The following is a 14,704-nucleotide window of genomic DNA, read 5'->3' on the forward strand; positions in this document are numbered from 1 at the left end:
TCACATCCTTCCGTGATGGAAGGCGCCCTTGGTGGTCCGGCCGAGCGTGGCGAACCTCCTCGGTGGACGGTCCGTTGCAACGCCTCTCGGCTGGTGCCGATCCTACCGGGCCTGCCGACTAGGCTCAGCAACGTGATGGAGATCGAGACGGTCCCCGAGCTGGTCCGGCCGGTGGTCATCGCTGCTTTCGAGGGGTGGAACGATGCCGCGGAGTCGGCGACGGCGGTCGTCGATCACCTGATGAAGGCCTGGGGCGCGAAGGTGGTCGCCGCGATCGACCCGGAGGAGTTCTACGACTTCCAGGTCAACCGGCCCAACGTCGGGATGGACGAGCACGGTTTCCGCAAGATCACCTGGCCGAGCACGCACGTGGCGGTCGCCTCTCCCCCGGACCTGGACCGCGACGTCATCCTGATCCGAGGCATCGAGCCCAACATGCGGTGGCGACAGTTCACTGCCGAGGTGCTCGCCACCGTCGACGAGCTCGGCGGCGAGCTGTTCGTCACACTCGGCGCCCTGCTCTCCGACAGCCCGCACACCCGGCCGATCCCGGTCTCCGGCTCCTCCACCGAGCCGGATCTGCTGGAGCGTCTCTCGCTGGAGCAGTCGACCTACGAGGGCCCGACCGGGATCGTCGGCGTGATCCAGGACGCCTGCGTGAAGCTCGACATGCCCGCGGTCTCGTACTGGGCGGCGGTTCCGCACTACGTCGCGCAGCCGCCGTGCCCCAAGGCGACGCTCGCCCTGCTCGGCCGTCTGGAGGAGCTGCTCGAGACGCCGCTGCCGCTCGGTGACCTGCCCGAGGAGGCTCGGGCGTGGGAGCGCGGCGTGGACGAGCTCGCCGAGGAGGACGAGGACATCGCGGAGTACGTCCGCGAGCTCGAGGAGTCCCGCGACACCGCTGACCTGCCGGAGGCGTCCGGGGAGGCGATCGCGCGGGAGTTCGAGCGGTACCTCAAGCGACGCGACGAAGGTGACTAGCTAGACAGGCTGTCCGCCGCTGCGTGGGACGGCCGGTCGCTCAGAGGGCCAGGCCCAGGGCGGCGTCGAGCACCGGCAGCAGCGTCGTCGCGGCGTCCGGGTCGCTGGTGTCGGCGAGGCCGTCGGTGCCCAGAGTCGCCCTCACCCAGCCGTCGACCGCGGCCACGGCCCGGGGCGCGTCGAGGTCGTCGGCCAGCGCTACGAGGATCTCCTCCACCACGGGTGCGGCCGGCGCACCGGCGCCCAGCGCGAGCGCCCTGCGCCAGTCGGCCACCTCGTCCACCGCCTCCCAGAGCTGGTCGTCGGTCCACTCCCAGTCCGCCCGGTAGTGGTGGCGCAGCAGGGCGAGCCGGATCGCCATGGGGTCGATGTCGCTGTTGCGGAGTGCCGAGACGAACACCAGGTTGCCGAGCGACTTGGACATCTTCTCGCCGTCGTACCCGACCATCCCGGCGTGCGCGTACACCTGGGCGAACCGCTCGCCGGTGGCCGCCTGGACGTGTCCCGCTGACATCTCGTGGTGCGGGAACACCAGGTCGCTGCCGCCAGCCTGCACGTCGAAGGAGGTGCCGAGATGGGTCTCCGCGATCGCGGCGCACTCGACGTGCCACCCCGGACGGCCCTTGCCGAAGGGGCTGTCCCACGACGGCTCACCCTCCCGCTCGCCGAGCCATACGACGCAGTCGAGCGGGTCCTTCTTGCCCGGGCGGTCGGGGTCGCCGCCGCGCTCCCCGAAGAGGCGGAGCATCGTCTCGCGGTCGTAGCCCGACTCCAGGCCGAAGGCCGGGTCGGCGGTCACGGAGAAGTAGAGGTCGTCGTCGACCCGGTAGAGCGCGCCGGCGGCGTCGAGCCGCTGGAGCAGCTCGATGACGAGCGGGATCGACTCGACGGCGCCGACGTACTCCGCAGGCGGCAGCACCCTGAGCGCCTCCATGTCCTTGCGGAACAGCTCGGTCTCCCGCTCGGCGAGCTCGACCCAGTCCACGCCCACCTTGGCGGCGCGCTCGAGCAGCGGGTCGTCGACGTCGGTGACGTTCTGGACGTAGCGGACGTCGTAGCCGGCCGCGCGCCAGGCCCGGTAGAGCAGGTCGAACGCCACGTAGGTGTTGGCGTGCCCGATGTGCGTGGCGTCGTAGGGCGTGATGCCGCAGGCGTACAGGCGGGCGGTCCCGTCAGGGCGCGTCTCGACCCGGCCGCCGGTGGCGGTGTCGTGGAGGACGACAGGGGGGCCGGTGACCGGCAGCACCGGGACGTCCGGTGCAGACCATGAGCGCATGGCACCGATGCTAACGAGCCGAAGGCCGGGTCAGAACGGGGGCCACGGGATGGGCGGCCAGCCGCCGGACGGACCCGGCAGCTCGCCGGCCGCGAGCAGCCGCTCGGCGCGCCGCTCCAGCGCGTGGACCTCGTGCTCAGTCAGGTGGAAGCCGAGCTCCGCGCCCAGCTCGCCGCGGACGGCCGCGAGGACGCTCCGAACGACGGCGACCTCGGCCTGAGCGAGCGGCGACCCCGCCCAGCCCCAGAGCACCGTGCGGAGCTTCGGCTCATGGTGGAAGGTGACGCCGTGGTCGACCCCGAACCGGTGGCCGCCAGGCATGGCGAGCACGTGGCCGCCCTTGCGGTCGGCGTTGTTGACGAGTACGTCGTACACGGCGAGTCGGCGGAGCTCGACAGTGTCCTCGTGGACGAGGGCGACCGGGTGGTCACGGTCGTCGAAGCCCTCCAGGACCTGGAGCCAGCCATCCAGGACAGCCCCCGGTCGGACCAGGGCGACCGCGTCCTCGTCGGGGTCGACCTCCTGCCACTCCTGGACCATCCCGGGACCGTGGGGACCCTCGCCCCACCACGTCCGGGGCACGAGGTCCCATCCGGTCGCAGCCGCAACCAGGTAGGCGGCGATCTCTCGGTCCGCGAGGGTGCCGTCGGGGAAGTCCCAGAGGGGACGCTCCCCCGCGACCGGCTTGTAGACGACTTCACGGCCTTCGATCTCGGCGAGGAAGGTCGCATTGGAGGCCGGCATGATCCGGCCCTTCAGGGTCAGTGAGCTCACGGCTCGCGGCGCTTGAAACCGTTGGCCCGGACGCACAGGTGGCCGTCCGGGTCGATCGGCTGGCCACAGAACGGGCAGGTCGGGCGCCCCGCGCCGATCACGGACTCCGCCCGCTTCACGAACGAGCGGGCGAGGCCGGGCTCGAGCCGGACGAGCAGGACCTCGACGGGCTCCTCGGCCGCCACGTCCTCGACAGCCTCGACCAGCTCCAGCGGCTCCTCGCCCACGGGGAAGACCTCGATCACGACCCGTTCGTCGTCGGGGTCCCAGGAGAGGGTCATCGTGCCGGCCCGGAACTCCTCCTCGATCGGTTGCTCGAGAGGAGCGTCGTCGACCAGGTCGAGCGGCGCCACGGCCGGGATCACCGAGCGGGTGGTGCCCTCGGCCATCACCTCGTCGAGCAGCTCGTCGACCCGCTCCGCGAGCGCTGCCACCTGCTGCTTCTCCAGGGACACCGAGACGACCCGTGCCCCGGCGCGAGCCTGCAGGAAGAAGGTTCGGTTGCCCGGCTCGCCGACGGTGCCGGCGACGAAGCGCTCGGGCGGGTCGAATCCGTGGACGATCGGCATGGCCCCAGCCTAGGAGTCGTCGCCAGGGGGGCCGTCGCCGCCGCCCACGACGGCGCCCGCCGAACGGCGCCTCGGTCGCTTGCCCGGGCGCGGGGCGACCCAGGAGAGGTCTCCGTCGTGGGTGTTGCTCGCGAGCACGTACGGCCGGTCCGGCGTGTACCGGATCACGGAGACCGAGGCGGGGTCGACGTGGACCCGCTGGAACAGGTCGAGGTGCAGGCCCAGGGCGTCGGCGATGACCGACTTGATGATGTCCCCGTGGCTCACCGCGACCCAGACCGCTCCAGGCCCGTGCTCGGCCTCGATCGCCGCGTCCAGGCGTCGCACGGCGGACACCGCGCGCTGCTGCATCGCGACCATCGACTCGCCGCCCGGAAAGGTCGCGGCCGACGGGTGCTGCTGGACCGTCCGCCAGAGCTTGTGCTTCGCGAGCTCGCGGATCGGCCGGCCCTGCCAGTCGCCGTAGTCGCACTCGGCGAGGCCCTTCTCGGTCACCGCCCTGGTCACCGGGTGACCGGCATGCCGCTGAGCCTCGCCGACCGCCGAGGCGGTCTGCCGGCAGCGCTCCTGCGGGCTGGTCAGGAGCCCGCTGATCTGCACCCCGGCGATCCGGGCGGCGGCCCGGGCGGCCTGCTCGGCTCCTCGCTCGTCGAGGCGCACGCCCGGCGTGCGTCCCGCCAGGATGCCGGACGCGTTCGCGGTGGTCCGGCCGTGGCGCAGCAGGAGCAGGGTGGCCATGGCGCGAGCGTAGGGCGTGTCTCCCAATCCCGTCCTAGTAGCGTGCCGGTCGTGATCGTCGACAGCGCGGTCTACCGCGGAGGCCGTCGCCTTCCGGTGGCCTGTCACCCCCAGGACTACGCCGCGTTGCGGACTGCCGCGTCGGAGCACCACGACTTCGTCTGGGTCGGCCTCTACGAGCCCAGCCTGGCCGAGCTCTCCGACATCGCCGAGGCGTTCGCACTGCACCCGCTGGCGGTGGAGGACGCCGTGGTCGCGCACCAGCGGCCGAAGCTCGAGCAGTACGAGAACAGCCTGTTCCTCGTCCTCAAGACGCTCTGGTACGTCGACCAGGACGACGCGGTCGAGACCGGCGAGATCAACGTGTTCATCGGGCCGCGGTTCGTGATCACCGTCAGGCACGGTCGCGGCTCGCCGCTCAGCGACGCCCGGCACGCCCTGGAGGCACAACAGGCGGTCCTGGACCACGGCCCCTCGGCGGTCGTCTACGCCGTGGTCGATGCCGTCGTCGACGGCTACACGGCGGTCGTCGCCGACCTGCAGACCGACGTCGACGAGGTGGAGACGTCGGTGTTCTCCGATCGCCGCACCAACGACGCGAACCGGATCTACACCCTCAAGCGGGAGCTGGCCGAGGTTCGACGATCGGTGCTTCCCCTTCGCGACCCGATGCGGCGCTTCGCCGGCGGTGCCGTCGAGCTGATCTCGGCGGACGCGGGGCCGTTCTTCCGCGACGTCAGCGACCACCTGCAGCTGGCCGCCGACGAGCTCGAGTCACTCGATGGCCTGCTCTCGACGGCGTTCGACGCCCACCTGGCCCGGGTGGCGGTCCAGCAGAACGACGACATGCGCAAGATCTCGGCAGGAATCGGACTCGCCGCGGTCCCGATGCTGATCGCCGGGGTCTACGGGATGAACTCCGACAACATGCCCGAGCTCCACTGGACGCTGGGCTACCCGTTCTCGGTCCTGTTGATGGTGGCGAGCTGTGCCGGGCTGTTCTGGTTCTTCAAGCGCTCCGGCTGGCTCTGAGATCTGTCAGACCGGCTGGGCGTGCAACACGTCGACGGCGAGCAGCACCAGCACGGCCGAGCCGAGCAGCACCCGGTAGAGCACGAACGGTGTGTAGGAGTGCCGCGACACGTACCGCAGCAGCCACGCGATCGCGGCATAGCCGACCACGAACGACACCACCGTCGCGGTGATGGTCGGACCCCAGCCGAAGTCGTTGTGCCCGTGTGGGATCTCCTTGAGCTCGAACAGCCCGGCTCCGACGACCGCCGGGATCGCGAGCAGGAACGCGAACCGGGTCGCGGCCTCGCGCTCGTAGCCGAGGAGGCGGCCCATCGAGAGCGTCGCTCCCGAGCGGGACACCCCGGGGATCAGGGCCAGCGCCTGCGCCCCGCCCATCATGGCCGCATGCCGAAGGGTCATCTGCTTGATCTGGCGGTCGGTCCGGCCGATCCGGTCGGCCAGCCCGAGCAGGACGCCGAGCACGATCAGCGTGGTGCCGATGATCCAGAGGTTGCGGAAGTCCCGCTCGATGATGTCCTTCAGAAGCACGCCCAGCACCACGATCGGCAGTGAGCCGACGATGATGTACCAGCCCATCCGCGCGTCCAGGGAGCCCCGGTACTCCGGCCTGGCCAGGGAGAGCACCCATGTGCGCGCGATCCGCCAGATGTCCTTGCGGAAGTAGATGAGCACGGCCAGCTCGGTGCCGATCTGGATCACGGCGGTGAAGGCGGCGCCCGGGTCGCCCCAGCCGAACAGCTCGGGGAAGATCCGCAGATGGGCACTGCTCGAGATCGGCAGGAACTCGGTCATCCCCTGAAGGGTGCCGAGGAAAACCGCCTTCAGGAAGTCCGCCACGACGCTGGATCCTAGGAGGCACGCGGCGTGGCCAAGCACGCGGCCTACCCGGAGCCGGATACCTTGTGGCCCATGCAGCAGCGGTACGTCGGCGCCAGTGGACTCCGGGTGTCGCGCCTCGCCCTCGGCGCGATGACCTGGGGCAAGGACACCGACGAGCACGAGGCGCGCGACCAGCTGATCGCCTTCGTCGAGGCCGGCGGCACCCTGGTCGACACCGCGCACATCTACGGCGACGGCGCGTCCGAGGAGCTGCTCGGACGGCTGGTCGGCGACGTGGTGACCCGCGACGACGTCGTGATCGCTACCAAGGCCGGCTTCGGCGTCCGTCGGGGGCATGCGACGTACGACGCCTCGCGCGGCACCATTCTCGCGGCGCTCGACCTGTCGCTGCGACGCCTGGGGGTCGACCATGTCGACCTGTGGCAGATGCACGTCTGGGACGACCGCACGCCGCTCGACGAGACGCTCGCAGCCTTGGACACCGCCGTGAGCAGCGGCCGGGTCGCCTACATCGGCATCTCGAACTACTCCGGCTGGCAGACCGCGCAGGCCGCCACGTGGCAGCGCGCAGTGCCCGGTCGCGCGCCGATCACGTCCACCCAGGTGGAGTACTCGCTCGTCAACCGAGCCGTCGAGGACGAGGTGCTGCCCGCGGCACGCGCCACCGGACTCGGCGTGCTGCCCTACTCCCCGCTCGGCAAGGGCGTGCTGACCGGCAAGTACCGGACCGGGACCCCCTCGGGGTCGCGCGGCGCGTCCGAGCACGCAGGCATGCTCGAGGAGTACCTCGACGACCGCGGACGCGGCATCGTGGAGGCTGTGGTGCGCGCTGCCGACGGCCTGGGCTGGACCCCGCTCGAGGTCGCTCTGGTGTGGGTGCGTGACCGACCCGGTGTCACCGCGCCGATCGTCGGCGCACGGACCGCCGCCCACCTCCGCGCGGCGCTCGCGACCGAGGCCAAGGAGCTGCCGCCGGAGATCCGGGTGGCGCTGGACGACGTCTCCGGGAGCGGCGAGTGACCAGTTCTGCGCTGCGGTCCTCCCTCGTCCGCGGGCTCGGCCGCGGCGTCGAGTGGGAGTTCGAGCAGATCACGTTCGACCGTGAGTTCTCGCGCAACATGGTCACGCGGCTGCTCGTCGAGCGCGCCGAGCACGGCGGCTGGGAGCTCGACCGGGTGCAGATCGGCCCCGACGGCAAGCGGCGCGTGGTGCTCCGCCGCAAGATCATCCGGGCGGTGCGGACCGCGTAGGTCCCGAGACGGTAGCGCTGCGCAACCTCCTCGACCACCGGCGGTGCGCTGCGCTCACGCGAGGTCCAGGAAGCGGTCCATCACGCGCGCGCCGAACTCCAGCGCGTCGACCGGGACCCGCTCGTCCACGCCGTGGAAGAGCGCGGTGAAGTCGAGATCCTCCGGAAGCCGAAGCGGCGCGAACCCGTAGGCACGCAGCCCCAGCTTGTTGAAGTGCTTCGCGTCGGTGCCGCCGCTCATGAGGAACGGCGCGACGACCGCGCCGGGGTCCTCGGCCAGCAGGCTGCGGGTCATCGCGTCGACGAGGGGGCCGTCGTACGGCGTCTCCCAGGGCGGCTGGTTGGAGACGAAGTCGACGCTCACGTCGTCTCCGGTCAGCTCGGCCAGGGTCGTGAAGAACTCGTCCTCGAAGCCCGGCAGGAAACGCCCGTCGACGTACGCCGTCGCCTCGGTCGGGATCACGTTCAGCTTGTAGCCGGCACCGAGCATCGTCGGGTTCGTGGAGTTGCGGAGCACGGCGCCGAGCATCCTGGCCGCGCCACCGAACTCCTGCACCAGCTCCTCCGCGTTCTCAGGCGTGGCCTCGGTGCCCGCGAGGTCCGCGACCGCCGCGAGCAGCGTCTTCATCGTGGGCGTCAGCCGGACCGGCCATTCGTGCGCGCCGATCCGCGCGACCGCCGTCGCGAGCCGGGTGACGGCGTTGTCGTCGTTGATCATCGAGCCATGGCCGGCTCGGCCGCGGGCGGTCAGCCTCATCCACGCCATGCCCTTCTCGGCCGCCTCGATCAGGTACAGCCGCCGGCCGCGGACCGTGGTGCTGAAGCCGCCGACCTCGCCGACGGCCTCCGTGCATCCCTCGAACCACTCGCGGTGGTCGCGAAGCAGCAGCTCGGCACCCTGGTGACCGCCGGCCTCCTCGTCGGCGGTGAAGCAGAGCACCACCGGCCGGTCGGGGACCCGGCCGGCGAGCTGGCGGGCGCGGACGACCGACAGCAGCATCGCGTCGAAGTCCTTCATGTCCACCGCCCCACGACCCCAGACGTAGCCGTCCTGGACCTCACCGCTGAAGGGATGGACCTGCCAGTCCTCGGCGGCCGCGGGCACCACGTCGAGGTGGCCGTGCAGCAGCAGGGCGTCGTCGCGGTCGCCGGCACCGCCCCAGCGAGCGAGCACGTTCGCGCGGCCGGGGGCCGTCTCCACCACCTCGGCGGCGATGCCGACGTCGTCGAGCAGCCCGGCGACGTACTCCGCCGCCTTCCTCTCCCCGGGGCCCTCCTCGCTGCCGTAGTTGGAGGTGTCGATCCTGATCAGCTCGCGGCAGATGTCGACGACCTCGGCCGCCACGCCGGGCGCGCCTCCCTGGTGCTGCGGACCGTCCATGCGGCCATGGTCGCACGGCGATCGCGGCGAGGGCCGCCGCCCTGGCGCTACCGTGCTGGCTGTGACGCCCCCCGACTGGCACGTCTACTCCCCCGGATGGAGCACCTACTCCGGTCGCGGGGACTCGCAGCCGGACGGCACCGCTCCCGTCGCGCCTGGCTCGCGCCGACGCCGCCGCCTGGCAGGGGCGCTCGTCGGCCTGGCGGTCGTCGGAGGGGCCGGTGCAGGGGGTGTCGCGGTCGTCGTAGGGGAGCCGGCTGAGCCGCAGACGGTCGAGGGCTTCGAGCTCCTCCTGGAGGAGCTCGAGGAGGAGACGGGGAGCACCGAGGTGAGGACCCTGCGGCTCCACGAGGACCGTGCCGATGTCTACCTCACGACCGATGGGTACGACGACGTCTCGCCGGACGGGGACGAGGAGCGGCTGACGCGCTATCGCTGGGACGGCGAGCTTCACGCGATGGGCGAGGAGGGGATCACCGACCGCGGGGCCGAGCCGTTCGACCTGGCCTCGGTGGACCCGTCCCGATTCGGCGGGATGTGTGCGGACGTCCGCGCCCTGGTCGAGGATCCCGACGACTCCTCTCTGTCGATCAGCCGTCCGCAGCCCGCTGCCGGTGACGAGGACCAGGCCGTCGGATGGATCACCGCACAGGCCGACAACGATCGCGGCGAGGTGGCCTTGATCAGTTTCGACCTGGACGGAGACGAGGTCCGTCGGTCTGCGGGCTGAGCGCTCAGGTGGTGAGAGCGCCCGGCATCGCGGCGTGCGCCGGGGCACGAGAAAACGGTGGCGGCCGGTCCAGAGGACCGGTCAGCTGGCGGTCAGTGGGTACCGTCCGAGCATGGTGTCGTCGACCAGCACCGCACAGACGTCCGAACGCTGTGCAGACCTCTTCCGGGCCCTCGACGAGCACACCGGTGCCGCCGTGGACCTGCGCCGACGGCTGCACGCCGAGCCGCGGCTGAGCGGCGAGGAGCGCGACACCACCGCGACCCTGATGGACGCGATGGGGTTCACCGACGGCCTGTTCCCCAAGGGCGGGGCCGTGCTCCGCGTGGGCGATCCCGACGGTCCTTCGATCGGGCTCCGAGCCGAGCTGGACGCGCTGCCCGTCCGGGAGACCACGGACGTCGAGTGGCGCTCGCACAGCGGCGCGATGCACGCCTGCGGGCACGACGTGCACATGGCTGCCACCGTGGCGCTGGTGCGCGCGCTCCGGGACGTGGGCGCGCCGCTGCCGCTGGTCGTGGTGCTGCAGCCCCGGGAGGAGACGGTGCCGTCCGGCGCCCAGGACATCGCGCTGTCGTCGACCTTCGCCGACCACGACATCCGAGCCTTCCTCGGGGCCCACGTGCAGCCGACGCTGCCGAGGGGCTGCTTCTCGGCGTCACCAGGGCCGGTCAACGCGGCCGCCGACCAGTTCGCGATCGAGGTTCGCGGCCGGCCCGGACATGCGGCCTACCCGCACCTGACCGCGGACCCGGTGGTCGCCGCCGCCGACCTCGTCGGCAGCCTGCAGCACCTGGTCTCACGGCAGGTCGACCCGACCCATCCCACGGTGTTGACGGTCGGCTCCATCAGCGGCGGGAACTCGCCCAACGTCGTACCGGCCACGGTGCGGATGCGCGGAATCCTGCGCACCTTCGACGAGCATGACCGGGTTCGGCTGCACCGCGCGATCGAGGAGACGACGCGCTCGGTGACCGACGTGCACGGGTGCGACTCCCTGGTCGAGGTCACCCTGGGCGCGCCGGTCCTGGTCAACGACAAGGCGCTCGCCGCCTCGGCCACCGGCTGGTTGCAGCGGGCTGGGCTGAGCCCGGCTCCACCGCTGCGGTCCTGTGGTGCCGACGACTTCTCCTACTACTGCACTCTCGTGCCGTCGCTGATGGTGTTCGTGGGCGTGGGTTCCGAGAACGGGGACGACCCCGGTCTGCACCATCCCGACTTCCTGCCGCCGGACGAGTCGGTCGGGGACGTGGCCCGAGCGATGCTGGCCGGCTACCTGGCCGCCCGCGACACGGTCGCGGACCGGGCGGCTTAGGAGCTGAGAGAGGGTCCCGTCACTCCAGCTGGCCGGCGGTGACCCGCGCGAGGTGAGCCACGACGTCACCGATCTGATGGGTCCTCCGAAGGACCTGCCGCTGCTGGCGCGCCCCGTTTCCGGTCGCCATAACCTCGGCGAGACGCATCTGCACGGCGTGAGCGTCGCTGGTCGCCTCCAGCGCCGGCCGGACGTGCTCGTAGAGCCTGGCGACCACCTCGCGTCCAGGTCGTGGTCGGCAGGTCGCCGGGTCCAGCAGCTCGCCATCGACCCCGTCGCGCGAGGCCTGCCACATGGCCAGCCGCAACATCGCGGTGGAGACCTCGGGCACCGGCACGCCAGCAGCGTCGTCGGACACCGCCGTATCGACCAGACCGCGACACAGGGACGCGATCAGGACGGCGTCCCGCACGTCCAGACAGACGTCCGCGACCCGGATCTCGACGGTCGGGTACCGCGCCGACAGCCGGGCGTCGAAGTAGACCATCCCCTCGTCCAGGATCACACCGGTGGCGACCATCCGCGCGACGCTCGACCAGTAGTGCTCACCCGATGCGAACAGCTCCGTCGGCCCGGCCGACGGCCACCGCGCCATGGCCTGGGACCGGAAGCTGGCATACCCGGTGTCCTTGCCGTTCCAGTACGGCGAGTTCGCGCTGAGGGCGAGCAGCGCAGGAAGCCAGACCCGCATCCGGTTCAGGGCGATCACGCCCTCGTCGTCCGACTCGACCGCGACATGGACGTGGCAGCCGCAGGTCAGGTGCTCGGTGGCGGTGATGCCGTAGCGCTCGGACATCCGCTCGTAGCGCTCGTCCCGGACCAGGTGCGGGGTGACCGCGGCCGGAGAGGTGCCGGTGGCCACGACCCGCGCGCCGACCTTGCGCGCCGCCACCACGGCGATGTCTCGCCACTGGCGCAGATCCGTCTCCAGGTCGGCCATGCTCGCCCGCGGCGAGGTGTCGGTCTCCACCTGCTCCTGCTTGAACTCCGAGCCCAACCGCCCGCCGGGCTCGTCCTCAGCGTCGCTGCCTCGTACCGGCGCGGGCACCCCGGCCTGCCGGATCACCCTCCCCGCGACGGAGCGCGGGCGACCGCTCTCCTTGTCCACGACCAGGAGCTCTTCCTCGACCCCGACCGTCCGCGCCATACGGCCAGTCTGTCGGGTGGCCAAGGCTCCGCGAAAGGACCGTCCAAGCCGGTGGGTGGATCCGCCCACGGGCGCGTCGCGATCGGGGCCGCCCTACTCCTCGAGCCGGCGATTGAAATCAGCGATCCCCGAGCCTCTGACCTGCAGAGACTCGGGGATCTTCTGGTGTCCGAGGGGGGACTTGAACCCCCACGCCCTAATACGGGCACTAGCACCTCAAGCTAGCGCGTCTGCCAATTCCGCCACCCGGACGAGTGCGGGGAAACGTTAGCAAAGGACTCGCCCGGATCCCGCATCGGGACCGGCTTCGCCCCGCCGTCCGTTCCCCTCGCTTGAACGACGCGGCCCCGGCTGCAACGGTGGGAAGGGTCCTGTCCTCTATGGGAAGGCTTTCCCATGCTCACCCTGACCGAGAACGCCACCGCCATCGTCAAGGAGCTGACCACCGCTCCCGACGCTCCCGAGACCGCCGGCCTGAGGATCAGCAGTGCCCCTGAAACCGGCTTCGCCGTCGCCGCGACGCCGCAGCCCGAGCCCGGCGACCTGGTCGTCGAGCAGGACGGCGCGACCGTCTACCTCGACCAGCCGGCAGCCGAGCAGCTCGACGCGATGGTGCTCGACGCCGGCGTCGACGAGACCGGCAGCCTGCAGTTCGGCCTGATGGCCCAGGGCTAGTCGCCTTGCGGAGGTGGGGCGACGCCGCCCCACCTCCGCACCCTCCTTCTGAGATCCTTGCGGGATGGAGCAGCTGCGCGTGGCCTTCGTCCCCGGGGTCACCCCCGACAAGTGGGCCCGCGCATGGCGCGAGCGGAACCCACAGATCCGGCTCACGCTCCTCCCGATCGAGGAGTCGGTGCAGCGCGCCGTGCTCGACGACGGCGATGCGGACCTGGCCCTCGCCCGCCTTCCCGTCGACCTGGACTCTCCCGCGCCGCTCCACTGCGTCCGGCTCTACGACGAGGTGCCGGTCGTCGTCGCAGGGCTCGACCACTTCGTGGCGGCCGCCGACCCGGACACGGCGCTGCCCCCGGACGAGCTGGCGGACGAGCAGCTCGTGCTGCCCCATCCCTCCGGTTGGGCGCCCACGGTGACGCAGCGGGACTTCCCGCCGATGTCGGCGAAGGACGCCATCGAGGTCGCGGCCTCCGGCGCCGGAATCGTGATCGTGCCGATGTCGGTCGCCCGGCTGCACCACCGCAAGGACGTCGTTCACCGGCCGGTCGACCTGGAGCCGACCACGATCGGGCTGATCTGGCTTCGTGAGGCGGACAGCCCCGTCCACCAGGACTTCGTGGGCGTGGTGCGCGGCCGCCGCGCGAGCAGCAGCCGCTGACCGCCGTCACCAGGCCTGGTTCGTCACCCACTCGCCCAGGGCGCGCGCGCTGCGGTCCACCAGCGACACCCAATCCATCGCGCCCTCGTCGGCGTTGTCCGAGACGTGCTTGACCAGCCGGCACGGGAGGCCGAACTCCTGCGCCACGAAGGCCACGGCATACCCCTCCATGTCGACCAGCTGCGCCCGTGCCGCCAGCCCCGCCCGCACGACCGGGTCGGTCACGAACACGTCTCCGCTCGCCAGCACGGTCTCCCCCGGCCCGACCGTCAGCCGTTCCCGCGGGTCGTAGCCCAGCGCCCGGATCGCGTCGGCACTGATGTCGTGGTTGATCACGGTGCCGACCTCGAAGAGTCCTTCGACGTGGTCGTGGAGCGCTCCAGCAGTGCCGAGGTTCACCACCACGACCTCCGCGAGGTCGGGACGGGTCGCAAGGTGGCGCGCGAGCACCGCCGCGGCCGCCGTCTTGCCGAGGCCGGTGACGAGGACCTCGATCTCGCGCGGGACGTGGGCGGCTTCGGCCGCGGTCGCGGCGACGACGAGTGGACGCGGCACGACGCTCAATCTAGCGATCCGCAAGGATGGTGCCGTGACCATGGTTACCACCCGCGCGCCGGGCCGCGTGAACCTGATCGGCGAGCACACCGACTACAACGGCGGCCTCTGCCTGCCGTTCGCGATCCCGCTCGCGACCACGGCGGCCGTCAGCACCAGACCCGACGACCTGGTCGTCGTCACCAGCGACGGCGCCGGTCGCTGGCAGGGCACGCTCGAGGAGATCTCCAGCCGTGCCGTCACCGGTTGGCCCGCGTACGTCGCCGGCGTGATCTGGTCGCTGCAGGAGTCCGGCTGGGCCGTGCCTGGGCTGGACATCACGCTCGAGTCGACGGTCCCGCTGGGCGCCGGCCTGTCCAGCTCGGCCGCGCTCGAGTGCGCGGTCGGAGTCGCCATCGCCACGCTGCTCGACCGGCCGCTCGACGACCCGCTCCGCCGCTTCCTGGCCGAGGCGTGCCGGCGAGCGGAGGCGGACTACGTCCGCGCTCCCACCGGTGGGCTGGACCAGCTCGCATCCCTGCTCGGGGCGGAGGAGCACGCCGTACTCGTGGACTTCGAGGATCCTGCCGCGCCGCGCGCCGAGCGGGTGCCGCTTCCCCTGTGCACGGCAGGGCTGGCGATCCTGATCACCGACACGGGCGTCCGGCACGAGCTGGCCGACGGCGACGGGGGCTACGCCCAGCGACGAGCCGAGTGCGAGGCAGCGGCCGCCGCCCTGGGCGTTCCCTCGCTCCGTGGCGCCTCGCTCGACGACGTCGAGCGGCTCCCCGAGGTCGCCGGT

The 14,704-nt window shown here is 71.6% G+C and carries 17 protein-coding genes, 1 tRNA gene and 1 riboswitch; of the genes, 9 read left to right on the forward strand and 9 right to left on the reverse strand.

The features are described from left to right. Positions 1-13 precede the first annotated feature (13 nt). Positions 14-94, reverse strand: a riboswitch (S-adenosyl-L-homocysteine riboswitch). Positions 95-135: 41 nt separating this feature from the next. Further along, positions 136-981, forward strand: coding sequence for a PAC2 family protein (locus E7Z54_RS01205; RefSeq protein ID WP_378527281.1), 846 nt, complete (start codon positions 136-138; stop codon positions 979-981). Between the two features lie 40 nt (positions 982-1,021). On the opposite strand, the gene mshC is transcribed toward E7Z54_RS01205, so the two are convergent. From mshC to E7Z54_RS01225, 4 genes are read right to left on the reverse strand one after another with little or no spacing between them, the layout of a single operon-like run. Continuing rightward, positions 1,022-2,257, reverse strand: coding sequence for a cysteine--1-D-myo-inosityl 2-amino-2-deoxy-alpha-D-glucopyranoside ligase (gene mshC / locus E7Z54_RS01210; protein WP_136430996.1), 1,236 nt, complete (start codon positions 2,255-2,257; stop codon positions 1,022-1,024). A 30-nt stretch (positions 2,258-2,287) separates the two neighbouring features. Further along, positions 2,288-3,031 carry an SCO1664 family protein gene (locus E7Z54_RS01215; protein WP_136430997.1) on the reverse strand — a complete coding sequence of 248 codons (744 nt, stop codon included), beginning with the start codon at positions 3,029-3,031 and terminating at the stop codon, positions 2,288-2,290. After that, on the reverse strand, positions 3,028-3,600 hold the full coding sequence (locus E7Z54_RS01220) for a DUF3090 domain-containing protein (protein ID WP_136430998.1): 573 nt from the start codon (positions 3,598-3,600) through the stop codon (positions 3,028-3,030). Before E7Z54_RS01220 ends, E7Z54_RS01215 begins: the two co-directional genes overlap by 4 nt. A 9-nt stretch (positions 3,601-3,609) precedes the next feature. Then, positions 3,610-4,338: an MSMEG_4193 family putative phosphomutase gene (locus E7Z54_RS01225; RefSeq protein WP_136430999.1), complete on the reverse strand. Its 729-nt coding sequence runs from the start codon at positions 4,336-4,338 to the stop codon at positions 3,610-3,612. A gap of 51 nt (positions 4,339-4,389) precedes the next feature. Here E7Z54_RS01225 and corA point away from each other — a divergent pair, with 51 nt between their 5' ends. Beyond that, positions 4,390-5,370: a magnesium/cobalt transporter CorA gene (gene corA / locus E7Z54_RS01230; RefSeq protein WP_136431000.1), complete on the forward strand. Its 981-nt coding sequence runs from the start codon at positions 4,390-4,392 to the stop codon at positions 5,368-5,370. A 6-nt stretch (positions 5,371-5,376) separates the two neighbouring features. Here corA and E7Z54_RS01235 read toward each other — a convergent pair whose 3' ends face one another. Then, on the reverse strand, positions 5,377-6,210 hold the full coding sequence (locus tag E7Z54_RS01235) for an undecaprenyl-diphosphate phosphatase (RefSeq protein ID WP_136431001.1): 834 nt from the start codon (positions 6,208-6,210) through the stop codon (positions 5,377-5,379). A gap of 72 nt (positions 6,211-6,282) precedes the next feature. Here E7Z54_RS01235 and E7Z54_RS01240 point away from each other — a divergent pair, with 72 nt between their 5' ends. Together E7Z54_RS01240 and E7Z54_RS24125 are read left to right on the forward strand one after the other, a co-directional pair. Further along, positions 6,283-7,233 carry an aldo/keto reductase gene (locus E7Z54_RS01240; RefSeq protein ID WP_136431015.1) on the forward strand — a complete coding sequence of 317 codons (951 nt, stop codon included), beginning with the start codon at positions 6,283-6,285 and terminating at the stop codon, positions 7,231-7,233. Next, entirely contained in the window at positions 7,230-7,463 is a 234-nt protein-coding gene (locus E7Z54_RS24125) for a DUF5703 family protein (RefSeq protein ID WP_136431002.1), read from the forward strand. Before E7Z54_RS01240 ends, E7Z54_RS24125 begins: the two co-directional genes overlap by 4 nt. A gap of 54 nt (positions 7,464-7,517) precedes the next feature. Here E7Z54_RS24125 and E7Z54_RS01250 read toward each other — a convergent pair whose 3' ends face one another. Continuing rightward, positions 7,518-8,843 carry a M20/M25/M40 family metallo-hydrolase gene (locus tag E7Z54_RS01250; protein ID WP_136431003.1) on the reverse strand — a complete coding sequence of 442 codons (1,326 nt, stop codon included), beginning with the start codon at positions 8,841-8,843 and terminating at the stop codon, positions 7,518-7,520. Between the two features lie 61 nt (positions 8,844-8,904). Here E7Z54_RS01250 and E7Z54_RS22800 point away from each other — a divergent pair, with 61 nt between their 5' ends. Further along, positions 8,905-9,573 carry a hypothetical protein gene (locus E7Z54_RS22800; protein ID WP_168798103.1) on the forward strand — a complete coding sequence of 223 codons (669 nt, stop codon included), beginning with the start codon at positions 8,905-8,907 and terminating at the stop codon, positions 9,571-9,573. Positions 9,574-9,685: 112 nt separating this feature from the next. After that, positions 9,686-10,888, forward strand: a complete 1,203-nt coding sequence (locus E7Z54_RS01265; protein WP_136431005.1) for a M20 metallopeptidase family protein — start codon at positions 9,686-9,688, stop codon at positions 10,886-10,888. A 19-nt stretch (positions 10,889-10,907) separates the two neighbouring features. On the opposite strand, the gene E7Z54_RS01270 is transcribed toward E7Z54_RS01265, so the two are convergent. Then, positions 10,908-12,035, reverse strand: coding sequence for a carboxylate-amine ligase (locus E7Z54_RS01270; RefSeq protein ID WP_136431006.1), 1,128 nt, complete (start codon positions 12,033-12,035; stop codon positions 10,908-10,910). A 163-nt stretch (positions 12,036-12,198) separates the two neighbouring features. Then, positions 12,199-12,287: transfer RNA gene (locus E7Z54_RS01275), tRNA-Leu, on the reverse strand. 144 nt (positions 12,288-12,431) lie between these two features. Here E7Z54_RS01275 and E7Z54_RS01280 point away from each other — a divergent pair. Together E7Z54_RS01280 and E7Z54_RS01285 are read left to right on the forward strand one after the other, a co-directional pair. Further along, positions 12,432-12,710, forward strand: coding sequence for a Fe-S cluster assembly protein HesB (locus E7Z54_RS01280; protein ID WP_136431007.1), 279 nt, complete (start codon positions 12,432-12,434; stop codon positions 12,708-12,710). Between the two features lie 64 nt (positions 12,711-12,774). Next, on the forward strand, positions 12,775-13,368 hold the full coding sequence (locus tag E7Z54_RS01285; RefSeq protein ID WP_136431008.1) for a LysR substrate-binding domain-containing protein: 594 nt from the start codon (positions 12,775-12,777) through the stop codon (positions 13,366-13,368). Positions 13,369-13,374: 6 nt separating this feature from the next. Here the strand turns inward: E7Z54_RS01285 and E7Z54_RS01290 are convergent, their stop codons facing one another. Next, positions 13,375-13,923 carry a nucleosidase gene (locus E7Z54_RS01290; RefSeq protein WP_240769449.1) on the reverse strand — a complete coding sequence of 183 codons (549 nt, stop codon included), beginning with the start codon at positions 13,921-13,923 and terminating at the stop codon, positions 13,375-13,377. Between the two features lie 40 nt (positions 13,924-13,963). Between E7Z54_RS01290 and E7Z54_RS01295 the strand changes: the two genes are divergently transcribed. Further along, positions 13,964-14,704, forward strand: a 741-nt coding sequence (locus E7Z54_RS01295; protein ID WP_276606188.1) for a galactokinase, incomplete at its 3' end; no start/stop codon positions are given.

The organism is Nocardioides sp. (genome assembly GCF_004803405.1).
Lineage (GTDB): Bacteria > Actinomycetota > Actinomycetes > Propionibacteriales > Nocardioidaceae > Nocardioides > Nocardioides vastitatis.

Coding starts and splice junctions, on each gene's coding strand:
- E7Z54_RS01205 (WP_378527281.1), top strand. CDS start 136: ATGGAGATCGAGACGGTCCCCGAGCTGGTCCGGCCGGTGGTCATCGCT.
- mshC (WP_136430996.1), bottom strand. CDS start 2,257: ATGCGCTCATGGTCTGCACCGGACGTCCCGGTGCTGCCGGTCACCGGC.
- E7Z54_RS01220 (WP_136430998.1), bottom strand. CDS start 3,600: ATGCCGATCGTCCACGGATTCGACCCGCCCGAGCGCTTCGTCGCCGGC.
- E7Z54_RS01225 (WP_136430999.1), bottom strand. CDS start 4,338: ATGGCCACCCTGCTCCTGCTGCGCCACGGCCGGACCACCGCGAACGCG.
- E7Z54_RS01240 (WP_136431015.1), top strand. CDS start 6,283: ATGCAGCAGCGGTACGTCGGCGCCAGTGGACTCCGGGTGTCGCGCCTC.
- E7Z54_RS01250 (WP_136431003.1), bottom strand. CDS start 8,843: ATGGACGGTCCGCAGCACCAGGGAGGCGCGCCCGGCGTGGCGGCCGAG.
- E7Z54_RS01265 (WP_136431005.1), top strand. CDS start 9,686: ATGGTGTCGTCGACCAGCACCGCACAGACGTCCGAACGCTGTGCAGAC.
- E7Z54_RS01270 (WP_136431006.1), bottom strand. CDS start 12,035: ATGGCGCGGACGGTCGGGGTCGAGGAAGAGCTCCTGGTCGTGGACAAG.
- E7Z54_RS01280 (WP_136431007.1), top strand. CDS start 12,432: ATGCTCACCCTGACCGAGAACGCCACCGCCATCGTCAAGGAGCTGACC.
- E7Z54_RS01285 (WP_136431008.1), top strand. CDS start 12,775: ATGGAGCAGCTGCGCGTGGCCTTCGTCCCCGGGGTCACCCCCGACAAG.